19 protein-coding genes are annotated in these 20202 nt (G+C 73.7%); 5 read left to right on the top strand and 14 right to left on the bottom strand.

The genetic code is table 11. The features are described from left to right. Positions 1 to 10: 10 nt before the first annotated feature. The 3 genes from LWC33_RS10660 to LWC33_RS10650 form a co-directional block, all read right to left on the bottom strand. Positions 11 to 802 (bottom strand): hypothetical protein, encoded by a 792-nt coding sequence (locus LWC33_RS10660; RefSeq protein ID WP_233304122.1) that lies wholly within the window; start codon positions 800 to 802, stop codon positions 11 to 13. Continuing rightward, positions 799 to 1869, bottom strand: a complete 1071-nt coding sequence (locus LWC33_RS10655; RefSeq protein ID WP_233304121.1) for a glycoside hydrolase family 18 protein — start codon at positions 1867 to 1869, stop codon at positions 799 to 801. Before LWC33_RS10655 ends, LWC33_RS10660 begins: the two co-directional genes overlap by 4 nt. 295 nt (positions 1870 to 2164) lie before the next feature. Continuing rightward, the gene (locus tag LWC33_RS10650; RefSeq protein WP_233304120.1) at positions 2165 to 3085 is read right to left on the bottom strand and encodes an LLM class F420-dependent oxidoreductase; all 921 of its coding nucleotides are present in this window, start codon (positions 3083 to 3085) and stop codon (positions 2165 to 2167) included. 90 nt (positions 3086 to 3175) lie between these two features. On the opposite strand from LWC33_RS10650, the gene lipA reads away from it, so the two are divergent. Next, complete coding sequence (gene lipA / locus LWC33_RS10645) at positions 3176 to 4180, top strand: lipoyl synthase (protein WP_233304119.1); 1005 nt, start codon at positions 3176 to 3178, stop codon at positions 4178 to 4180. 119 nt (positions 4181 to 4299) lie between these two features. After that, positions 4300 to 5028, top strand: coding sequence for a DUF4191 domain-containing protein (locus tag LWC33_RS10640; protein WP_233304118.1), 729 nt, complete (start codon positions 4300 to 4302; stop codon positions 5026 to 5028). A 144-nt stretch (positions 5029 to 5172) separates the two neighbouring features. Here the strand turns inward: LWC33_RS10640 and LWC33_RS10635 are convergent, their stop codons facing one another. Continuing rightward, complete coding sequence (locus tag LWC33_RS10635; RefSeq protein WP_233304117.1) at positions 5173 to 5631, bottom strand: RDD family protein; 459 nt, start codon at positions 5629 to 5631, stop codon at positions 5173 to 5175. A 142-nt stretch (positions 5632 to 5773) separates the two neighbouring features. On the opposite strand from LWC33_RS10635, the gene glnA (LWC33_RS10630) reads away from it, so the two are divergent. Further along, positions 5774 to 7195, top strand: coding sequence for a type I glutamate--ammonia ligase (gene glnA / locus LWC33_RS10630; protein ID WP_233304116.1), 1422 nt, complete (start codon positions 5774 to 5776; stop codon positions 7193 to 7195). 144 nt (positions 7196 to 7339) lie between these two features. Here the strand turns inward: glnA (LWC33_RS10630) and LWC33_RS35915 are convergent, their stop codons facing one another. From LWC33_RS35915 to LWC33_RS10610, 4 genes are all read right to left on the bottom strand, one after another. Next, positions 7340 to 8317: an EamA family transporter gene (locus LWC33_RS35915; RefSeq protein WP_233304115.1), complete on the bottom strand. Its 978-nt coding sequence runs from the start codon at positions 8315 to 8317 to the stop codon at positions 7340 to 7342. Continuing rightward, positions 8314 to 8748 (bottom strand): GlcG/HbpS family heme-binding protein, encoded by a 435-nt coding sequence (locus LWC33_RS10620; protein WP_232875147.1) that lies wholly within the window; start codon positions 8746 to 8748, stop codon positions 8314 to 8316. The genes LWC33_RS35915 and LWC33_RS10620 overlap by 4 nt, the downstream gene beginning before the upstream one ends. 103 nt (positions 8749 to 8851) lie before the next feature. Continuing rightward, the gene (locus LWC33_RS10615) at positions 8852 to 9280 is read right to left on the bottom strand and encodes a nitroreductase family deazaflavin-dependent oxidoreductase (protein WP_233304114.1); all 429 of its coding nucleotides are present in this window, start codon (positions 9278 to 9280) and stop codon (positions 8852 to 8854) included. 41 nt (positions 9281 to 9321) lie between these two features. Continuing rightward, positions 9322 to 10029: a M50 family metallopeptidase gene (locus LWC33_RS10610; RefSeq protein WP_233304113.1), complete on the bottom strand. Its 708-nt coding sequence runs from the start codon at positions 10027 to 10029 to the stop codon at positions 9322 to 9324. An 87-nt stretch (positions 10030 to 10116) separates the two neighbouring features. Here LWC33_RS10610 and LWC33_RS10605 point away from each other — a divergent pair, with 87 nt between their 5' ends. Continuing rightward, a complete protein-coding gene (locus LWC33_RS10605; protein ID WP_233304112.1) occupies positions 10117 to 11037 on the top strand; it encodes a helix-turn-helix domain-containing protein in 921 nt (306 codons plus the stop codon). Here LWC33_RS10605 and LWC33_RS10600 read toward each other — a convergent pair. The 3 genes from LWC33_RS10600 to LWC33_RS10590 form a co-directional block, all read right to left on the bottom strand. Then, on the bottom strand, positions 11024 to 12274 hold the full coding sequence (locus LWC33_RS10600) for a M23 family metallopeptidase (protein ID WP_233304111.1): 1251 nt from the start codon (positions 12272 to 12274) through the stop codon (positions 11024 to 11026). The genes LWC33_RS10605 and LWC33_RS10600 overlap by 14 nt on opposite strands. An 80-nt stretch (positions 12275 to 12354) precedes the next feature. Continuing rightward, positions 12355 to 12984 carry a LysE family translocator gene (locus LWC33_RS10595; RefSeq protein ID WP_233304110.1) on the bottom strand — a complete coding sequence of 210 codons (630 nt, stop codon included), beginning with the start codon at positions 12982 to 12984 and terminating at the stop codon, positions 12355 to 12357. Between the two features lie 54 nt (positions 12985 to 13038). Beyond that, positions 13039 to 13956, bottom strand: coding sequence for a DUF2961 domain-containing protein (locus LWC33_RS10590; RefSeq protein WP_233304109.1), 918 nt, complete (start codon positions 13954 to 13956; stop codon positions 13039 to 13041). A gap of 118 nt (positions 13957 to 14074) precedes the next feature. On the opposite strand from LWC33_RS10590, the gene LWC33_RS10585 reads away from it, so the two are divergent. Further along, entirely contained in the window at positions 14075 to 15193 is a 1119-nt protein-coding gene (locus tag LWC33_RS10585) for a DUF5685 family protein (RefSeq protein WP_233304108.1), read from the top strand. A gap of 111 nt (positions 15194 to 15304) precedes the next feature. Here the strand turns inward: LWC33_RS10585 and LWC33_RS10580 are convergent, their stop codons facing one another. The 3 genes from LWC33_RS10580 to glnA (LWC33_RS10570) all read right to left on the bottom strand — a co-directional run bounded on the left by LWC33_RS10580 (position 15305) and on the right by glnA (LWC33_RS10570) (position 20177). After that, positions 15305 to 18337 carry a bifunctional [glutamine synthetase] adenylyltransferase/[glutamine synthetase]-adenylyl-L-tyrosine phosphorylase gene (locus LWC33_RS10580; protein ID WP_233304107.1) on the bottom strand — a complete coding sequence of 1011 codons (3033 nt, stop codon included), beginning with the start codon at positions 18335 to 18337 and terminating at the stop codon, positions 15305 to 15307. A gap of 53 nt (positions 18338 to 18390) precedes the next feature. Then, positions 18391 to 18765 (bottom strand): DUF6027 family protein, encoded by a 375-nt coding sequence (locus tag LWC33_RS10575; protein WP_233304106.1) that lies wholly within the window; start codon positions 18763 to 18765, stop codon positions 18391 to 18393. A gap of 68 nt (positions 18766 to 18833) precedes the next feature. Beyond that, entirely contained in the window at positions 18834 to 20177 is a 1344-nt protein-coding gene (gene glnA / locus LWC33_RS10570) for a type I glutamate--ammonia ligase (RefSeq protein WP_233304105.1), read from the bottom strand. Between the last annotated feature and the right edge of the window lie 25 nt (positions 20178 to 20202).

Raw genomic sequence — 20202 nt, 5'->3', positions numbered from 1 at the left:
CTGCGTGCTCCTAGACCGGGACGACCAGGGCCGTGGTGGTGGTGGTGGTGACCACCGGGGTCGTGGTCGGTACGACCGTGGTGGTGACCGGTGGCGTCGTCGTGGTGACCGGCGGCTTCGTGGTAGCGGGCGGCGTCGTGGTGGCGGGCGGCGTCGTGGTGACCGGTGGCTTCGTCGTGGTCGGCGGCGGGTTCGTGGTCACCGGCGGGGGCGTCGTGGTGACCGGCGGCGGGGTGGTCGTGACCGGCGGGGTGTCCGGTCCGCCCTCGGAGTTCGGCGGGGTCGTCGGGTCGGTCGCCGGCGGCGTCGTCGGGCCGGCCGGGGCCGCCGGGTCGGTGGGGACGGGCGCACCCGGCAGCGGAGCCGCCGGGACAGGCGCTGCCGGGACCGCCGCGGGCGCGCCCGGGGCGGCCGGGGCCGCGGGGAGCCCGGCCAGCGGCGCGAGGACGTCGGCGGCCCCGCCGCTCGGCGTGCCGCCGGTCCTCCCCGCCGAGGCGGCGGTGACGCCGCCGATCAGCCCGCCCTGGGAGGGCGGCGCCGCCGGCCGCACCTCGCCCTCGGTGTCGTCGGCCGCCTCGGCCTCGGGCGCGGGCAGCAGGTCGCCGAGCACGGGGATGTTCAACATGGGCGTGCGCTGCCCGGCCGCCAGGCTCGTCCCGACGACGACCAGGAACACCAGGCACATCGAGACCAGCCCGTACACGGCCATCCGGATCCGGCGCTGCCGGCGGCCGGTGCCGTCGACGAACACCGGGCCCCGTTCGGGGACCTCCCGGGATACGAGGGTGTCGTCGTCGTTCATCGGGGACCTTCCTCGGGGGACGCGGCCGCGTCGCGCGCGGCCAGGGTGAAGGCGAACGGCGACTGCGCGATGCCGCTGCAGTCGAAGGAGGCGGTGGGGCGGTCGGGGCACCCGCCGTTGTCGCGGCCGACGGACCAGAAGCCGACGGTGCCGAGGCCGCGCTCGCGGGCGTCGCGCACCACGGCGGTGGCGTCGTCGAGCGTGGTGACGGCGCCGACGTCGGTGCGGCCGAGCATGAACACCACACCGGCGCGGGCGGCGACCGCGGCGTCGGACATCTCGGAGCCGGAACCGGACCAGACCTCGCCGAGCTGGCCGAGGACGGTCTCCGTGGCGCCGGTCATCGCGTCGGCCCACGCGCCGGTGTACGGAAAGTTCATGACCATGGCGTCGACGTGGGCCTCGACGCCGGCCGCGTCCGCCGCCCGGACGAGGTCGAGGGCCTCGGCGGTGAGCCCGCGCTCGGCGTCGTCGACCTTGAGGGTCAGGGTGACCGTGGCGTGCCGCTCGTCCTGCACGGTCCGCAGCGCCTCGACGACCGTGGCGACGGGGACGTCCTCCTCGACGTCGACGACGAGGGCGGTGCTGCCGACCGCGTCGAGCGCCTCGCCGTAGGCACGGGCCAGGGACGGGGCGTCGGGGCAGGCGCTCTCCAGGTAGGTGCCCGAGGCGCCGCCGGTGGCGACGGCCACCGCGCCTCCCCTCCCGGTCAGGTCGCGGGCGGCGGTCACCACCGCGGGGGCGGTGACGGGCTGGGTGCCGCCCCAGCTCGGCGTGCAGCCGCCGGAGCCGGCGAGGACGAAACCGAGGACGGCGTCGGTGACCCCACTCGCGTCGGCCATGGCCGGGAGCGGGGAGGGCACGAGGGAGGCGTCGACGTAGGGCCGCAGCCGGGTGCCGGCGGTCGCGGTCGTCCCGGCGGTGGCGGCGGTGCCGGTCGTGGTGGAGACGCCGGACGGGCTCCCGACCGCCGTCGGCGCCGACCCGCATGCCGCGAGGAGCAGCGCCGGGAGGGCGAGCAGGGCCAGCAGGGCCGAACGGCGCCCAGGGGCGGAGTGCGTACGCACGAGCAGTTGTTCCCTCGTCTGGTGAACCAGTACTACGGATGGCCTAGACCGCTACCCCGAGAGGGAGACAGAGAGTGGCCAACGCTTGCGTCTGGCAATCGACCGAGGGAACGCGTCCGTTACGGACGGTTCATCACGGAGTGATGACGACGCGTCGGAGCGCGCCGACCGGTCGCCGCGCGGGGACCAGAGGGGACCGGAGCGGGACCGGCGAACGATCGGCGCAGGATCGGCGCACGATCGGCGCACGATCGGCGCACGATCGGCGCAGGGTCAGCGCGGGATCAGCGCCGGATCACAGCAGGTGTGAGGCGATGAGCTCGAGGTGGTCGAGGTCGCCGAGGTCGAGCACCTGGAGGTACACGCGCGTGATGCCCGTCCGCTGCGCCCACTGCCCCAGCCGGTCGGCGACCTCCTCCGGAGAGCCCGCGAGCCCGTTGGCCCGCAGCTCGTCGGGCTCGCGGCCGATGGCCAGCGCCCGGGCCTTCACCTGCTCGTCCGTCCGGCCCACGCACACCACCTGCGCGATGGAGCGGACGATCTCCTTCGGGTCGCGGTCGGCGGCGGCGCACGCCTCGTCGACCCGCCCGAACTGCGCGGCGACCTCGTCCATCGAGGAGAACGGGACGTTGAACTCGGAGGCGAACCGGGCCGCCAGCCGCGGGGTGCGACGCTTCCCCTTCCCCCCGACGATCACCGGCGGGCCGGGCTGCTGGACGGGCTTCGGCAGCGCCGGCGAGTCCGTGACGGTGTAGTGGTCGCCGGAGTACTCGAACCGCTCTCCCGGCAGCGTGCCCCAGAGCCCGGTGACGATCTCGAGCTGCTCGGCGAGGATGTCGAAGCGCTCGCGCAGCCGCGGGAACGGGATGCCGTAGGCCGCGTGCTCGGCCTCGAACCAGCCCGTGCCGAGGCCCAGCTCGACCCGGCCGCCGGACATCCGGTCGACCTGTGCGACCGAGACCGCGAGCGGCCCGGGCAGCCGGAAGGTGGCCGACGACACCAGGGTGCCCAGCCGGATCCTGGACGTCTCGCGGGCCAGCCCGGCGAGCGTCAGCCATGCGTCGGTCGGACCGGGTTCGCCGCTGCCGCCCATCGCGAGGTAGTGGTCGGAGCGGAAGAAGGCGTCGAACCCCGCCTCCTCGGCGGTCCTCGCCACCCGGAGGAGGTCGGCGTAGTCGGCACCCTGCTGCGGTTCGGTGAAGATCCGGAGGTCCACGGCGGGCAACGCTAGCCCGGTGCGCGACGGGCCGCCGGACCGCCGCCGGGACCGGCGTCACGCCTGCTCCCGGGGCGTAGGCTGGTCGCCGTGACGATCGCTCCCGAAGGCCGCAAGCTGCTCCGCCTCGAGGTCCGCAACGCCGAGACCCCGATCGAGCGCAAGCCCTCGTGGATCCGGACGAAGGCGCGCACCGGCCCGCAGTACACCGAGCTCAAGGGCCTGGTCCGCGCCGGCGGCCTGCACACGGTGTGCGAGGAGGCCGGCTGCCCCAACATCTACGAGTGCTGGGAGGACCGCGAGGCCACCTTCCTCATCGGCGGCGAGCAGTGCACCCGGCGCTGCGACTTCTGCCAGATCGACACCGGCAAACCCGCCGACCTCGACCGCGACGAACCGCGGCGGGTCGCCGAGTCCGTGCAGCAGATGGGCCTGCGCTACTCCACCGTCACCGGTGTGGCCCGCGACGACCTGCCCGACGGCGGCGCCTGGCTCTACGCCGAGACCGTCCGCCAGATCCACGCCCTGAACCCCGGCACCGGCGTCGAGCTGCTGATCCCGGACTTCAACGCCAAGCCCGACCAGCTGGCCGAGGTGTTCGACTCCCGCCCCGAGGTGCTCGCGCACAACCTCGAGACCGTGCCGCGCATCTTCAAGCGCATCCGCCCCGCCTTCCGCTACGAGCGGTCCCTGGACGTCCTGACGGCCGCGCGCGAGGACGGGCTGGTCACCAAGTCCAACCTCATCCTCGGCATGGGCGAGACCCCCGACGAGGTCACCGAGGCACTGGCCGACCTGCACGACGCGGGCTGCGAGATCATCACGATCACCCAGTACCTGCGCCCCTCCAAGCGCCACCACCCCGTGGAGCGGTGGGTCAAGCCCGAGGAGTTCGTCGAGCACGCCGAGACCGCCGAGAAGATCGGTTTCGCGGGCGTCATGGCCGGGCCGCTGGTCCGCTCCTCGTACCGGGCCGGGCGGCTCTACGCCCAGACCGTCGCCCACCGCGGCGAGGAGCTCACCCCCGAGCTCGCGCACCTCGCCGCCGAGGCACCGGCCGCCCAGGAGGCGCGCTCCCTGCTCGCCCGCGGCTGAGTCCTCCCCGCGCACTCCCGGGCCGTTCCGGGTCGCACTCCCGGGCCCGTCCGGGCCTTCCCGGGCGCTCCGCCGATCCTCGCGGCGCGACCCGGCCTGCTCGACGTATCCTGGCCCGCATGGCCGGCAAGCCCGACAAGGAGACCCAGAAGCGCCTGAAGGCGGAGAAGCGCGCGGCGTCGAAGCAGCGGCGTGCGCAGATCTGGCAGGCGTTCCAGATGCAGCGCAAGCAGGACAAGCTCCTGCTGCCGCTGATGATCGGGTCGGTGGTGGGCGCGGCCGTCGTCGCGTTCCTGATCGGGCTGATCTTCGGCCTGCAGTGGATCTTCCTGGTCTTCGGTGTCGCGATCGGCGTCATGGCCGCGATCAGCATCTTCGGTCGTCGCGTCCAGAGCACCGTCTACGCGCAGGCCGACGGGCAGCCGGGCGCCGCGGGCTGGGCGCTCGACCAGCTGCGCGGGCAGTGGCGGGTGACCCAGGGCGTCGCCGGCACAACGCACCTCGACGCGGTGCACCGGGTCGTCGGCCGGCCGGGCGTCGTCCTCGTGGCCGAGGGCGCGCCGCACCGGGTCAAGTCGCTGCTGGCGCAGGAGAAGAAGCGCACCGCGCGGGTCGTCGGCCAGACCCCGATCTACGACATCGTCGTGGGCAACGAGGAGGGCCAGGTCCCCCTCAAGGGCCTGCAGCGGCACATGATGAAGCTGCCGCGCAACATCAGCGCCGCCGAGATGGACTCCCTCGACGCCCGGCTCGCCGCGCTCGGCAACCGGGCCGCCGCGCTGCCCAAGGGCCCGCTGCCCCAGGGCGCCAAGATGCGCAGCGTCCAGCGCACCGTGCGCCGCCGCTGACGCCGGAGCGCATCCCCGACACACACCGCGGCCAGGACCCGATCGGGTCCCGGCCGCGGTCGTTCTCGGATGCGTTCTCGCGTGGCCGTCCTCGGGTGGTCGTTCGCCGGCCGGTCGTTCGTCGGCTGGTCGTTCGGCGGCCGCTCAGGCGCGGGAGCGCACCACGATCGTCTGGGTGGCCCGGTCGTGCCAGCCCCGCCCGTCCGCGTCCCGGATCAGCGCCGGGAGGACCACGCCGAGCAGCACAGTGCGCAGGATCGCCCGGAACCCGACCGTCGCGGCCATGTCCACGCGGGCGACCCGGATGCCGACGGCGACCATCCCGGGCGTCATGCCGAAGAGTGCGGTCGGGATCACGGTCAGCACGAACCAGACGACCCACACCCACCAGCCGATGCTGGTCCCGCCCAGCGCGTCGAGCCCCATCACGGCCAGGGTGAGCACGTACGCGAGCAGCCAGTCGACCGTGACGCCGACCAGCCGCCTGCCGAACCCGGCGACCGCGCCCACGCCCTCCGCCGGGAGGCCGAACCGCTCACCCGGGTGGTCCTGGTCGTGCGCGGACGGTGAACCGCCCGTCCAGGAGTCGAGGAACCCCGCCATGCCCCCTACCCTAGTTGTCCCATGTGAGAGAGGACGCGATGCGGCTCCGTTAACGTCTGTGAAACCCGCGAGTGATGAACGGGCAACACGGCGGCCATACCGTCGCGGCCGATACAGAGGACGACTGAAGGAGCCAGCGCTCGTGTTCAACAACTCCGAAGAGGTACTCAAGTACATCTCGGACGAGAAGGTCGAGTACGTCGACATCAGGTTCTGCGACCTGCCCGGCGTGATGCAGCACCTCACCGTCCCCGCCTCCACGGCCGGCGACCTGCTCGAGAACGGCGCCGCCTTCGACGGCTCGTCCGTCCGCGGGTTCCAGGCCATCAACGAGTCGGACATGGCCCTGCTGCCCGACGCGGCGACGGCCCGGCTGGACCCGTTCCGCAAGCACCGGACCCTCAACATCAACTTCTTCGTGCACGACCCGATCACGGGCGAGCCGTACTCCCGCGACCCGCGCAACATCGCCCGCAAGGCGGAGGAGTACCTGGCCGCGTCGGGCATCGCGGACACCGCCTTCATGGCGCCCGAGGCCGAGTTCTACGTCTTCGACTCGATCCGCTTCGGCTCGAACCCGCACGAGACCTACCACCACATCGACTCCTCCGAGGGCTGGTGGAACACCGGCCGCGAGGAGGAGGGCGGCAACCTCGGCTACAAGGTCAACTACAAGGGCGGGTACTTCCCCGTCCCGCCGGTGGACCACTACGCCGACCTGCGCGCCGACATCGTGTCGACGATGATCGACTCCGGCTTCACCGTGGAGCGCGAGCACCACGAGGTCGGCACCGCCGGCCAGGCGGAGATCAACTACAAGTTCGACACGCTGCTCCACGCGGCCGACGACATCATGCTGTTCAAGTACATCGTCAAGAACGTGGCCTGGCAGGCCGGCAAGACCGCCACCTTCATGCCGAAACCGCTCTTCGGCGACAACGGCTCGGGCATGCACGTGCACCAGTCGCTGTGGAAGGACGGCCAGCCGCTGTTCCACGACGAGTCCGGCTACGGCGGCCTCTCGGACATGGCGCGCTACTACATCGGCGGCCTGCTGCACCACGCGCCGTCGCTGCTGGCCTTCACCAACCCGACGGTGAACTCGTACCACCGCCTGGTCCCGGGCTTCGAGGCGCCGGTCAACCTGGTCTACTCGGCCCGCAACCGCTCGGCCTGCATCCGGATCCCGCTCTCCGGTGACAGCCCCAAGGCCAAGCGCATCGAGTTCCGTTGCCCCGACTCGTCCGGCAACCCGTACCTCGCCTTCTCGGCGATGCTGATGGCCGGCCTGGACGGCATCAAGAACAAGATCGAGCCGCCGGCGCCGATCGACAAGGACCTCTACGAGCTCCCGCCCGAGGAGGCCAAGGACATCGCGCAGGTCCCGGGCACGCTCGCCGCGGTCATCGACAAGCTCGAGGAGGACCACGACTACCTCCTCGAGGGCGGCGTGTTCACCCCGGACCTCATCGAGACCTGGATCAGCTACAAGCGGGAGAACGAGATCGACCCGCTGCGGCTGCGCCCGCACCCGTACGAGTTCGCCCTGTACTACGACGTCTGATCGCATCGACGCGACCTGACCTGCGGGTGCGCGGTCAGGCCGCAGCGGTCGGACGGTCGGCCCCGGCGACGGCCCGTGCACCCCGTTCCGCGGGGGTGGCGGGCCGTCGCCGCGTTCGCGGGGCCGTCGATCCCGGTGTCGTCGTCACGGCTCCGCGAGGCCGGCCGGGCGGGAGCGCGTCAACGCGACCCCGGCCAGGATCAGCGCTCCCCCGGCCAGCTGGACGGCCGCGGGGACCTCGCCCAGCAACAGCCAGCTCGCCACGGCCGAGGCGACGACCTCCAGCAGCGCGACGAGCGAGCCCCGGGCCGCCCCGATCCGCCGGATCGCGAGCACACCGGTCAGGTAGGCGACGACCGTCGAGACCAGCACGAGCAGGCCGGCCGCGACCATCCAGCCGACGTCGGCCCCGGCGAGGACCACCGGCCCGTCGGGCGGCGTGGTCACCACCAGGGGCAGCAGCCCGGTCAGGCCCAGCACCGCCACGACGACGGTGCCCACCGCCATCCCGACGCCGGCCAGCACCAGCGGCGGGGTCGCCGCGCCCGCGCGGTCGGCGAGCAGGAAGTAGCTCGCCTGGCAGACGGCGGCGAACAGTCCCCACGCGAGGCCGGCCGGCGGGACCGCGGTGCCCGACCAGATCTGCACCACCAGCAGCAGGCCGGCGATCGCGACGGCCGCGCCGGCCAGGGTCCGGCCGCTCGGGGGCTGCCGGCGCACCGCCCACACCCAGGCGATGACCAGCACCGGGCCCAGGTACTCGAGCAGCAGCGCGATGCTCACCGGCATGTACCGGACGGCGTTGAAGAACGCGACCTGCACGCCGGCCATCGCCATCAGCCCGTAGAGCAGCAGCGCCGGGGCGTCGGACCGCAGCGCGGCCAGCACCCCGGGCCGGGTCACGGCGAGCAGCACGAGCACGACGACGGCCGAGCCGCCGATCCGGACGAGCGCCGCCCCGGCGGAGGACCAGCCGGCGTCGATCAACGCCTTCGCGAACGGGCCGGAGAGCCCGAACGACACGGCCGAGACGACCGCGAACGCGAGGCCGACCTGCGCCGCACGACCGGCGGGATCGGCGGGATCGGCGGGGTGGTGCGGCGCGTCGCGCCCGGTGGTCACTCCGCGCCGGTGACCGCGACGAGCCCCGCGGCCTGGATACCGGCGACGGCGGCGGCCTCGTCGTTGAGCGAGGCGTCGCCGGTCACGCCGACGGCGCCGAGCAGCGTGCCCTCGCCGTCGCGGACGAACACCCCGCCCGGCACGGAGAAGATCTTCCCGCCGGCGAGGTTCGCCACCGAGGTGAAGAACTCGGGCGAGTCCGCGGCGCGGGCGGCGATGGCGCGGTTGGTCATGCCCAGCGCCAGCACGCCGTTGGCCTTGGCGACGGCCAGGTCCGGCCGCAGGTAGCCGGAGCCGTCCTGGCGGGCGAGGGCGACGATCGCCCCGCCCGGGTCCAGGACGGCGACGGTCAGCGGGTTGAAGCCCTGCTCGGTGCCGTGCGCGAGGGCGGCGTCGACGATCGTGCGGGCCTGCTCCAGCGAGATGCTCACGGGAACCGAGCCTGTCAGACGCAGGGTGGCGAGGGCGACCTGCGTCGGGATCGAAGTCGTTCCTCGCCTCACCCAGGGTGTTCGGCTCGCGGAGGGCGGTGGGTCAGGCCGCGGGGTTGAGGGCGAAGACCGGGATGGTGCGGATGCCGTCGGTCTTCTTCTCGTAGTCGCCGAAGCCCGGGGCCGCGGCCTTGATCTCCTCCCACTTGCGGTCCCGCTCGGACCCGGTGAGCTCCTCGGCCTCGACGGTCAGCTCGCGGACGCCCTCGGAGGTGCCGAGGTCGACGGAGATGCGCGGGTTGGCCTTGAGGTTGTGGTACCAGGCGGGGTGCGACGGGGCACCGGCGGCCGACGCGACGATCAGGTAGCGGCCCTCGTCCTCGAAGTACACGAGCGGGCTGGTGCGGACCTGGCCCGACTTGGCGCCGACGTGGTGGAGCAGGATCATCGGGGCGCCCTCGAAGGGCGGGCCGACCTTCCCGTCGTTCTCCGTGAACTCACGGATGATGCGGGCGTTGAAGTCCTCGGGCACGGCGTTCCTCTCGGTCGATCACGCTCAGCGCATGAACGTGATCAGGGCATGAAGACGATCACGGCGGCGGCCAGTGTGGCCCCCAGCCCGATCAAGCCGAACACCCCCGCCCACATTCCGCCCGGCACGCCCGTGATCGCGGCGAGCTGGTCGGCGTCGGAGGTCGTGGTGCGGCGCCGGCGGCGGCTGCGCTGCAGCTCGCGCACCGCACGCAGGCCTCCGAACAGCAGGAACCAGCAGAGCGCGGCCGCGAACCCGGCGCGCCAGTCCGGCGGCGCCCACGTCGCGACCACGCCCAGTACGGCACCCGTCACCAGCACGGCGAACGCCCCGTAGAGGTTGCGGACGTAGACCAGGGTCGCGACCAGCAGCGCCACCCCGAGCCACAGCAGCGCGCTCGTGTACCCGTTCGCGACGAGCGCGGCCCCGCCCAGCCCGAGCAGCGGCGGGAACACGTAGCCCGCGAGGAACATCAGCACCACGCCCGGTCCGCGACCCGCACCCGTCGAGTGCGTGACACCGGAGGTGTCCGAGTGCAGCCGGATGCCGGTGAGCCCGCGCCCGACCAGCACGGCGACGAGGGCGTGCCCGCCCTCGTGCGCGATCGTCACGACCGTCCGCGTGAGCCGCCAGGACACCGTCCACAGCACCACGAGCAGCGCGGCGCCCGCCGCGGCGAGCTCGGCGGGGCGTGCGGTGAGGCCGTTGACGATCGCGTCGACCACGCCCTGGACCTCGGTTGGCAGCACCCGCCGAGTGTCGCAGCGCTGCCTGTGTGCGGGCTGAGTACCGAATATCTTGACCCTCCAGCCGCTGGAACCTCGAAGGTGGATCCCGTGACCGCGACGTACGACCGGACGGACCGCACCCTGATGACGATCGGGCAGCTCGCCCGGCGCTCGGGGGTGCCCGTCCGCACCATCCGCTTCTGGTCGGACGAGGGCCTGCTGCCCGAGACCGACCGGACCGCCGCCGGCTACCGGCGGTACGACGCGGCCGCCGTGGCCCGGCTCGATCTCGTCCGCACCCTGCGGGAGCTCGGGATGGGGCTGGACGACGTGCGGGAGGTGCTGCTGCGTCGCCGTCGCGTCGGCGAGGTGGCGGCCGCGCACGTGCGCGCCATCGACGAACGGATCCGCGCCCTGCGGGTGCAGCGTGCCGTGTGCACGCTGCTCGCCCGCGACGGCAGGGATCCCGCACCGAGGGAGCTGAGACTGATGAACGACCTGGCCAGGCTGTCCGCCGAGGAGCGGCAGCGGATGATCGACGAGTTCGTGGCGGAGGCCTTCGCCGGGACCGACCCGGACGCGCCCGGCGCCGGCATCGCCTCCGCGATGCGCTCGATGCCGGCCGAGCTGCCGGACGAGCCGACGACGGAGCAGGTGGAGGCATGGGTCGAGCTGGCCGACCTCGTCGCCGATCCGGACTTCCGGGCCCGGGTCCGGGAGATGGCCGTCGCGGGGTCGGAGACCACCGCGCCGCCGCCCTACGACCCCGCGCAGGTCCTGGAGCACGCCGGTGCCGCGCGGCGCGAGGGCGTCGATCCGGCGTCCCCGGAGGCGGCCGCGGTGCTGGAGCGGATCGGCGTCGACGAGACCGCCGACCGGGCCGCCCTGGCGGCCACGGTCGACACCTTCGCCGACCGGCGCGTCGAGCGGTACTGGACCCTGCTCGGGCGGCTCAACGGCTGGCCGGAGCGCCCGCCGACCGTCCCCGCCTTCGAGTGGTTCGCCGCGGCCCTGCTCAGCAGAAGGTGACGACGTTGCGGTCGAGCGGCATCTGACCCCGCCGCTCGCCCGTGTCCGTCGACGGCGTGTACGGCAGCTCCGGGGTGGGCTGCTCGGCCAGCACGTCGTCCCAGATCCGCTCGGTGACCTGGCCGTCCACCCGCATGCAGTCGAAGGCGAACGGCGTGCTGTCCGTCGGGAAGAACGTCGGTTGGGTGTTGACCTGGAAGTGCAGGTGCGGGGCCGTCGAGTTGCCGGAGCTGCCGATGTGGCCCAGCACGTCCCCCTTCTTCACCTGCTGGCCGGTCTTCACCGCGACCGAGTCCTTCGTGAAGTGGGCGTACATCACGTACACCCCGGGCGCGATCATCAGCGTGACGTGGTTGCCGACGGTCTCGACGATCGGCGGGATCGGCGGCGGCTGCGGCAGGGACGTGGTGTCGGCGAACCCGTCCGTGGCGTCGACGACGACGCCGTCCGCGACCGCGATCGCGGGCTTGTCGTAGGCGAGGAAGTTCGTGATCTTCGAGGGGTCGTCCACCCAGGCGCGGTGCTGGTCGTCGAGCAGGTACCAGTCGATGGCGTAGCGCTGCGGGACCAGCAGCTGTCCGTTGGTCGGGGCGAGCCCGCGGCGGTGGTGGGTGTCGTCGACGCAGCAGCCGTCGCTGGCGTACCAGGGGCCGCCCTGCAGCGGCGGGCCCAACACGGGAGCCGCGGCGGAGCTCACCGGCACCGACCCCGTGTCCACCTCCGTGGTGGGCCCGCCGCCGATCGAGCCGCTGACCCGGTGGGTCAAGGCGGTCGGCACCGAAGTCGCTCCGGGCCCGTCGAACAGGACGTCCAGCCAGACGATCGCGGTGCCGCCTCCGGGGATCGATGCCGCGGACCCGGTGGGATCGCCGACGCCCTCGTCCCCGGTCTGGGCGGCGAGCAGGTTGGACTGGGCCGCCAGCTCGGGTCCGCTCAGGGAGAGCACGACCTCCTGGTCCGCCAGGACGTCGACCTTGCCCATGGTGAACGGCGCGGGCGTGGCGTTGGTGAGCAGCAGCTCGTACGTCACGTGGGTCTTGCCGTCCGTCCCCAGGACGGGCGCGGGGGTGGTCACCGTGGTGGCCGACAGCGGCGTGAACTTCGTGGTCGGGGCGATGCCGCCGGTCGGCACGGCGGGCGGTTCGAGCTGCTGGGCGGTCTCCGAAGGCGCGCTCGCGCACCCGGCGACGACCAGCAGGAGCAGGGCGGCGACTACGCCGATCCGACGAGCAGGCATGCGAACTCCCGGGGTCATCCCCGACCCGCACACAGCCTAAGAGGTCCTGCTCCCGGGGAGAAGGGGGCAAGGTCCTGTGATCAGTCGTGCCGGCCGGTGAGGGCCAGCCCGACCCCCATCCCGACGAGCACCAGCCCACCCGCGCCGCCCATCCGGCGCAGGCGGGCCGGGCTCGTCGCGAACCAGTCCCGCGCCGTGCCCGCGGCGAGGCCCCAGGCCGAGTCCAGCACCGCCGCCGTCAGGCAGAAGAGCAGGCCGAAGACCAGCAGCTGCACCGACGGGTTCGGCGTCTGCGGGCCGAGGAACCCCGGCAGCACGGCCGCGAAGAACACCAGCGCCTTCGGGTTCGTCACGCCGACGAGCACGCCCTGCAGGTACAGGCGCCGGTCGGTGCGGGGCGCGGCGAGCGCCGCCACGAGGTCGCCCCGCCGCCGGATGGTGTGCACGCCCAGCCAGACGAGGTAGGCGGCACCCGCGAGCTTGATCACCGTGAACACCTCGGCCGACGCGGCCGCCACGGCCCCCAGCCCCAGCGCGACGACCACCACCAGCACGGCGACGCCCGTCGTGTTCCCCGCGACGCTGGTCAGCGCGGCGCGGCGGCCGTGCGCGAGGGCGCGGCCCACGATGAACAACACGCTCGGGCCGGGGATCACCACCAGCACCAGCGACGCGGCCAGGAAGGCGAGGATCGCGCCGGTGGAGGGCATGCCGGTGACCGTAGGACGGCGGTCCGTGCGCCGCCACGGATTTCGCAGGGCCCCTCACTGGTAGTAGAGGAGGCACCAGGAGAGGGTGTCGCCGGTGGTGCAGGCGGGCTCGGGCAGGGACCTGACCACGGCGGAGCTCGTGAAGGGGATCCCGCCCCACTTCGACCACAGGTCGGTCGCCATGCCCACCACGTTCACGTTGCCCGCCGGCCGGTCCGTGCCGACGTAGCTGTGGACGCTGGTGCCGTAGTCGCGGCGACCGTGGAAGTACCACCCGCTGTCGAACCAGTCCTCGGTCCCCGTCGCCTCGATCTGCGCGGTCGGCTCGCCGTCGACGGCGACCGAGAAGTTGCGCTCCAGCCAGGACAGGTTCGTGGCCCCGACTCCCCCGACGTAGGAGTGGTGGACGATCGACCCGGGGCCGCCCGTGATCTGCGCGAGCGTGGTCGTGGCGCCGGCCGTGCGGGTGACCTTCTGGTCGACGTACCGCACCCCCTGGCAGCGCAGCCGGCGACCGTCCGCCTCGTCGGTCGAGGTCAGGCTGTAGGTCGCCATCGAGTAGATGCTCGCGGTCTGCCCGGCGTCGATGTTGAGGTAGGCGATCCTGATCGAGCTGCCGAAGGGCAGGGGGTAGGTCGACAGGAACGCGGTCTGGTAGCTCGCACTGTCGATCTCGACGTGCAGGTGCGTGCAGGAATGGCTGGTGTTCGCGCTGCCGGCGCCCCAGTGCGTCGCCAGCAGCGTGCCCATGTCGATGTCGATCGCGGGCGTCGGCGCGTCGTCGTAGAAGACCCGCAGGCGCGCGTCCAGGGCCGGGGCGTTGCCCCCGCCCAGCGCCATCCAGAGGGAGACGACGACCCCCGGGCCGGTCCGCGCGAACACCGTGCGCTCCGTGTTCGGCGGCACCCGGACGTTCTCGAGCTTGTCCGTCCGGAGCTTCGCCTGCCGCAGGGAGGCCAGCGGGTTCGCCATCGGTCGTCCCTTCGTCCCGGGCACCGCCCTGTCGACCGGCCCGAGGCTACTGAGGACGCGCGGGGCGGGGAAGGCCGACACGCACCGGGCCGCCGGGCTCCCCGCTACGATCCGCCGCGTGTTCGGCATGGTCCGGCCCTGCCGGCACACCCTGGCCCCTGCCCTGCGCGCCGAGTGGATCGGCCACCTGTGCGGGCTCTGCTACGCGCTGCGCGACGAGCACGGCCAGGCCGCGCGGATCGCCACCAACTACGACGGGCTGCTCATCTCCGTCCTGCTCGACGCCCAGTCCCCCGGCGCCCCGGGCCGTCGCACCGCCGGGCCGTGCCCGTTGCGCGGCATGCGGACCGCACGGGTCGCGACCGGCGACGGCGCCCGGCTCGCCGCCGCGGTGAGCCTGGTGCTGGCGTCGGCGACCCTGGCCGACCACGTCGCCGACCGGGACGGCGCGTTCGCCCGGCGCCCGGTCGCCGCCGCGGCCCGGCGGCTGGCGGCCGGGTGGGCCGGGCGGGCGTCGAGGGGGGCGGCCGGGCTGGGCCTGGACCCGGGAGTGCTGCTCGACGCCGTCGCCCGCCAGCCGGCGCTGGAGCGCGCCGGCTCGCCCCTGCTCACCGTGACCGAGCCGACCGAGACGGCCACCGCGGCCGCCTTCGGGCACACCGCCGTCCTCGCCGGGCGGCCGGACAATGCGGCACCGCTCGCCGAGGCCGGGCGGCTGTTCGGCCGGCTCGCCCACTTGCTCGACGCCGTCGAGGACTTCCCCGCCGACGTCGCCGCCGGAGCGTGGAACCCGCTGCTCGCGACCGGCACCGACCTCGCGGCGGCGCGCGCCCTGGCCGACGACGCCGCCCTCGGGATCCGGCTCGCCCTCGACGAGGTGCGCTGGACGGACCGGCGGTTGGCGCATCGGCTGCTGGTGCACGAGCTCGAGCGGTCGATCGGGCACGCGTTCTCCGATGCCACCGTCCATGCCGAGCGGAAGCCCGGTGAGGACGTCCCTTCACGACCCGGCCCGCGCCCGCCACGTGGGGCACTCGCGGGGTGCGCCGTGGCCGTCGGGCTGTTCTGCAGCTGCCAGATGTGCTGTGCGGACACCTTCGAGGACCCGTGGACCCGCGAGGCGCGCGAGGGCTTCTGCCGCGGCGACACGTGCGCGAACTGCTGCGACTGCTCCGAGGCGAGCTGCGACTGCTGCGACTGCTGCTCGGACTGCGACTGCTGCGACTGCGACTGCTGAGCCCCGACCCGCGCCGCCAGAACTCGCGACTCGCGGGAGCCCACAGCGCGACTCGCGGAAGCCCACAGCGCGACTCGCGGAAGCCCACAGCCCGACTCGCGGGTGGGTCAGTCAGGAGTCCCAGCCGTAGAAGACCCGCTCCACCACGGTGCGGGCGCGGCGGGTGGTGCGGCGGTAGTCGTCGAGGAACCGGCCGGGATCGCCGTCGGCCGGGTAGCCGAGCGCGGCGGCGACGGCCGCCAGCTCCCGGCCCGAGCGCGGCAGCTGGTCCCCCGGCTTGCCCTTGACCAGCATGATCGCGTTGCGGGCCCGGGTCGCGGTCTCCCAGCCGGCCCGCAGCTCCGCGGCGTCCTCCGCCGCGATCAGGCCCGCCTCGGCCGCCTCGCGCAGTCCCTCGAGCGTCGACGTGGTGCGCAGCTCCGGGATGTCCCCGGCGTGCTGCAGCTGCAGCAGCTGCACGGTCCACTCGACGTCGGCGAGCCCGCCGTGGCCGAGCTTGGTGTGGGTGGAGCGGTCCGCCCCGCGCGGCAGGCGCTCGTCGTCGACCCGGGCCTTGATCCGCCGGATCTCGGTCACCTGGGCCGTCGTCAGCCCGTCCGCGGGGTACCGGATCGGCTCGATCAGCTCCATGAACCGCCGGCCCAGCTCCGGGTCGCCGGCGACCGGCCGGGCCCGCAGCAGCGCCTGTGCCTCCCAGACCTCCGCCCAGCGGGCGTAGTACTCGCGGTAGGAGTGCAGGGTCCGCACCAGCGGGCCGGAACGCCCCTCGGGCCGCAGGTCCGCGTCGACCTGCAGCGCCGGGTCCGGGCTGGGCGCACCGAGCTGCCGCCGCACGGCCTCGACGACGGTCGTCGCGAACTTGACCGCCTGCGCGTCCGTGATCGACTCGTCGGCCGGCTCGCACACGAACAGCACGTCCGCGTCGGAGGAGTAGGCGAGCTCGGCGCCGCCGAGCCGGCCCATCCCGATCACCGCGATCCGGGCCTTCGGCGGCTCGCCCGCGGAGATCTCCTTGACCGTGGCGTCGAGCGTCGCGCGCAGCACCGCGACCCACACCGTGGACAGCGCCTCGCACACCTCGGCGACGGTGAGCGCGCCGAGCAGGTCGGCGCAGGCCACCCGCAGCATCTCGTGCCGGCGCATCGAGCGCGCCGAGGCGACCGCGGAGGTGAGGTCGTGCTGCCGGGCGACGGCGGCCAGGAGCCACTGCCCGACGACGGCCGGGTCGCGCTTCAGCTCGTCGGGTTGGCCGGGGTTGGGCGCGGCCAGCACGCGCAGGATCTCCGGGGCGCGCACCAGCAGGTCCGGGACCAGCGCGGACGTGCCCAGCAGGCGCATCAGCCGCTCGGCGACCAACCCCTCGTCCCGCAGCAGCCGCAGGTACCAGGGCGTGGTGGCCAACGCCTCCGACACCTGCCGGTAGGCCAGCAGGCCGCGGTCCGGATCGGGTGTGGCGGCGAGCTCCTCCAGCAGCACCGGCAGCAGCGTCTGCTGGATCGACGCCGCGCGGGACACCCCGCCGGTCAGGGCCCGCAGGTGCCCGAGCGCGCCCTCCGGCGAGGCCCAGCCCAGCGCCTTGAGCCGGGCCGCCGCGGCCTTCTCCGAGAGCCGGGACTCCTCCGGCGACAGCCGCGACACCGACTGCAGCAGCGGCCGGTAGAACAGCTTCTCGTGCAGCCGCCGGACCCGCCGGGCGTTGCGCGACCACTCCGTGAGCAGCACCCCGACGACGTCGTGCCGGCCGTCCGGGCGCAGCCGCGCGGCGCGGGCGAGCCAGCGCAGCCCGTCCGTGTCGTCCTTCGCCGGGAGCAGGTGGGTGCGGCGCATCCGCTGCAGCTGCAGCCGGTGCTCCAGCAGCCGCAGGAAGCGGTAGGAGGCGGCGAGGTTGGCGCCGTCGTCGCGCCCGACGTACCCGCCCTCGGCGAGCGCGGCCAGCGCCTCCAACGTCGACGGCGAGCGCAGCGACTCGTCCGTGCGGCCGTGCACGAGCTGCAGCAGCTGCACCGCGAACTCGACGTCGCGCAGCCCGCCGCGGCCCAGCTTGAGCTCCCGGTCGGCGTGCTCCGGGCGGACGTGCTCCTCGACGCGGCGGCGCATCGCCTGCACGTCCTGCACGAAGTCGTCCCGGCTGGCCGCGTTCCACACCATCGGCGCGACGGCCTCGGTGTAGGCGGCGCCCAGCTCCTCGTCGCCGGCGATCGGCCGCGCCTTGAGCAGCGCCTGGAACTCCCAGGTCTTGGCCCAGCGCTTGTAGTAGCTGACGTGCCCGTCGAGCGTGCGGACCAGCGCGCCCTGCCGGCCCTCCGGCCGCAGGTTGGCGTCGACCTGGAAGCAGGCCTCCCCCGCAATCCGCATCACCCGGCTCGCGAGCCGGGAGGCGGCCTGCGTGTCGCCCTCGGCCACGAAGATCACGTCGACGTCGCTGACGTAGTTGAGCTCGTGCCCGCCGCACTTGCCCATGCCGATCACCGCGAGCCGGACGTCGTCGGGCGGGTCCACCTCCTCCAGCGCGACGGCCAGCGCCGCCCGGATCGCGGCCGCGGCCAGGTCGGCGAGCTGCGCGGCGACCTCGTCGACCTCCATCACCGGCAGGGACGTCTCCCCGACGGCGGCGAGGTCGGCCCCGGCGAGCCCGAGCAGCTCGTCGCGGTACGCCGTGCGCAGCGCGGTGATCGCGGCCGCCCCGGTCATCTGGGCGCGGGCCCCGCCCGGACCGCCCGACGCCGGCGCGTCGGGATCGGCGCCGACGGCGCGGAGGAGGTTGGCGGCGCGGCGGGCGAGGTCCGGCGGCGGGTCGTGCCGCTCCGGGCCGTCGGCGAGCAGCCGCCAGCGGTCGGGGTGTGTGACCAGGTGGTCGCCCAGCGCCGTGGAGGCCCCCAGCAGGGCGAGCATCCGGCCGCGCAGCCCCAGGTCGGTGCGCAGCTCCGCGTCGACGGCCCGCCAGTCCCCGGCGGCCTTCGCGAAGCGCTCGACCTGCCGCAGCGCGAGATCGGGATCGGGCGAGCGGGCCAGCGCCCACATGATCGGCTCGGCGCCCGCCACGGGCCGGTCCTCGACCCACCAGCCGAGCTCGGCCAGGGTCTGCTCCGCCCACGGCTCGGTCAGGCCGAGGCGGGCGAGCGAGGTCCGGGTACGTTCCGCCACGTCGACCGATCCTGCCCTATCGCGGCCCCGTTGCGGGCACGGTTCACCGCCCGTTACGCGCCCGGGTAGAGATCCGGATCGTCCAGCGGCGCGCCGAGCCAGCCGAGCAGGGCGGCGAGCTCGCGGTACGCCGCGAGGCGCGCCTCGTCCGTCCCCTCCGCCTCGGCCCGCCGGACCGGCTCGCGCAGCCGCTCGACCATCGCCGGGCCGAGCTCGAGGAGCCCGCCCGAACCCGTCGTCGCGAACCGGGCGAGGACGTACCGGGCCAGCGCGCCGACCGGGACGCCGGTGTGCGCGCTGAGCCCGCGGAGCGTCTGCAGCGGGTCGAGGCGGCCGTAGTCGGCCACCTCGGCCTTGAAGTTGGCGTCCGGGTCGTCCGGCTCCCAGGGCCCGTCGTACCGCTCGAGCCGGACCCATTCCGAATGCATTACGGAACCATGACGACGGAATCGACGGCCAGAATCGACATTATGGTTCCATACTGCGTCATCGCAGGTCAGAGGACGGGCAGGTAGGTCGCCAGCTCGTACGGCGTGACGTTGCGCCGGTAGTTGTCCCACTCCGCCCGCTTGTTGCGCAGGAAGAAGTCGAACACGTGCTCGCCGAGGATCTCCGCGACCAGCTCCGAGTGCTCCATCGCGCCGAGGGCCTCGGTGAGGTTCTGCGGCAGGGCCTCGTAGCCCAGGGCGCGACGCTCGGTGTCGGTGAGCGACCAGACGTCGTCCTCGGTGGCGGGGGGCAGCTCGTAGCCCTTCTGCACGCCCTGCAGGCCGGCCCCGAGGATCACCGCGAACGCCAGGTACGGGTTGCAGGCGCTGTCCAGCGTGCGGATCTCCACCCGCCGGGTCGACGACTTGCCGGGCGAGTACATCGGCACCCGGACCAGCGCCGAGCGGTTGGCGTGGCCCCACGACACCGCCGTCGGCGCCTCGCCGCCGGAGATCAGCCGCTTGTACGAGTTGACCCACTGGTTGGTCACGGCGCTCATCTCGCGCGCGTGCCGCAGCACCCCGGCGACGAACGCCTTGCCCGTCGCGGAGAGCTCGTACGGGTCGTCCGGGTCGTGGAAGGCGTTGCGGTCGCCCTCGAAGAGCGAGAAGTGCGTGTGCATGGCCGACCCGGGGTGGTCGGTGAAGGGCTTGGGCATGAACGACGCCCGCACGCGCTGGGTCAGCGCCACCTCCTTCACCACGTAGCGGAAGGTCATGATGTTGTCGGCCATGGTGAGCGCGTCGGCGTAGCGCAGGTCGATCTCCTGCTGGCCCGGCCCGCCCTCGTGGTGGCTGAACTCGACCGAGATGCCCATCGACTCGAGCGTCTCGATGGCGTTGCGGCGGAAGTGCGGCGCCACGTCGTGGCTGGCCTGGTCGAAGTAGCCGCCGGAGTCGGCGGCGATCGGCGGTGACCCGTCCGACGGCAGGTCGCGCAACAGGTAGAACTCGATCTCGGGGTGCACGTAGCAGGTGAAGCCGGCCTCGCCGGCCTTGGACAGGGCGCGCCGCAGCACGTGCCGCGGGTCGGCCCACGACGGCGAGCCGTCCGGCATGGCGATGTCGCAGAACATGCGCGCCGAGTAGTGCTCGCCGTTGGCGGTCTCCCAGGGCAGCACCTGGAAGGTGGAGGGATCGGGACGGGCGACCATGTCCGACTCGTAGACCCGGGCGAAGCCCTCGATCGCCGAGCCGTCGAACCCGATGCCCTCCGCGAACGCCCCCTCGAGCTCGGCGGGGGCCACCGCCACCGACTTGAGATAGCCGAGCACGTCGGTGAACCACAGCCGCACGAAGCGGATGTCGCGTTCCTCGAGCGTGCGCAGCACGAATTCCTGCTGGCGGTCCATGGCCGCCAGGCTAGGAATGCCGTGT

The organism is Pseudonocardia terrae, from assembly GCF_021343995.1.
Lineage (GTDB): Bacteria > Actinomycetota > Actinomycetes > Mycobacteriales > Pseudonocardiaceae > Pseudonocardia > Pseudonocardia terrae.
Note: the sequence above shows the minus strand (reverse complement) of the source record. Positions and strands in the feature narration are given on the sequence as shown.

What these genes read in the sequence shown, in the direction of transcription:
- LWC33_RS10660 (WP_233304122.1), bottom strand. Translation starts at nt 802, where the DNA reads ATGAACGACGACGACACCCTCGTATCCCGGGAGGTCCCCGAACGGGGC.
- LWC33_RS10640 (WP_233304118.1), top strand. Translation starts at nt 4,300, where the DNA reads ATGGCCGGCAAGCCCGACAAGGAGACCCAGAAGCGCCTGAAGGCGGAG.
- LWC33_RS10635 (WP_233304117.1), bottom strand. Translation starts at nt 5,631, where the DNA reads ATGGCGGGGTTCCTCGACTCCTGGACGGGCGGTTCACCGTCCGCGCAC.
- LWC33_RS10600 (WP_233304111.1), bottom strand. Translation starts at nt 12,274, where the DNA reads ATGCCTGCTCGTCGGATCGGCGTAGTCGCCGCCCTGCTCCTGCTGGTC.
- LWC33_RS10595 (WP_233304110.1), bottom strand. Translation starts at nt 12,984, where the DNA reads ATGCCCTCCACCGGCGCGATCCTCGCCTTCCTGGCCGCGTCGCTGGTG.
- LWC33_RS10590 (WP_233304109.1), bottom strand. Translation starts at nt 13,956, where the DNA reads ATGGCGAACCCGCTGGCCTCCCTGCGGCAGGCGAAGCTCCGGACGGAC.
- LWC33_RS10575 (WP_233304106.1), bottom strand. Translation starts at nt 18,765, where the DNA reads ATGCATTCGGAATGGGTCCGGCTCGAGCGGTACGACGGGCCCTGGGAG.
- glnA (WP_233304105.1), bottom strand. Translation starts at nt 20,177, where the DNA reads ATGGACCGCCAGCAGGAATTCGTGCTGCGCACGCTCGAGGAACGCGAC.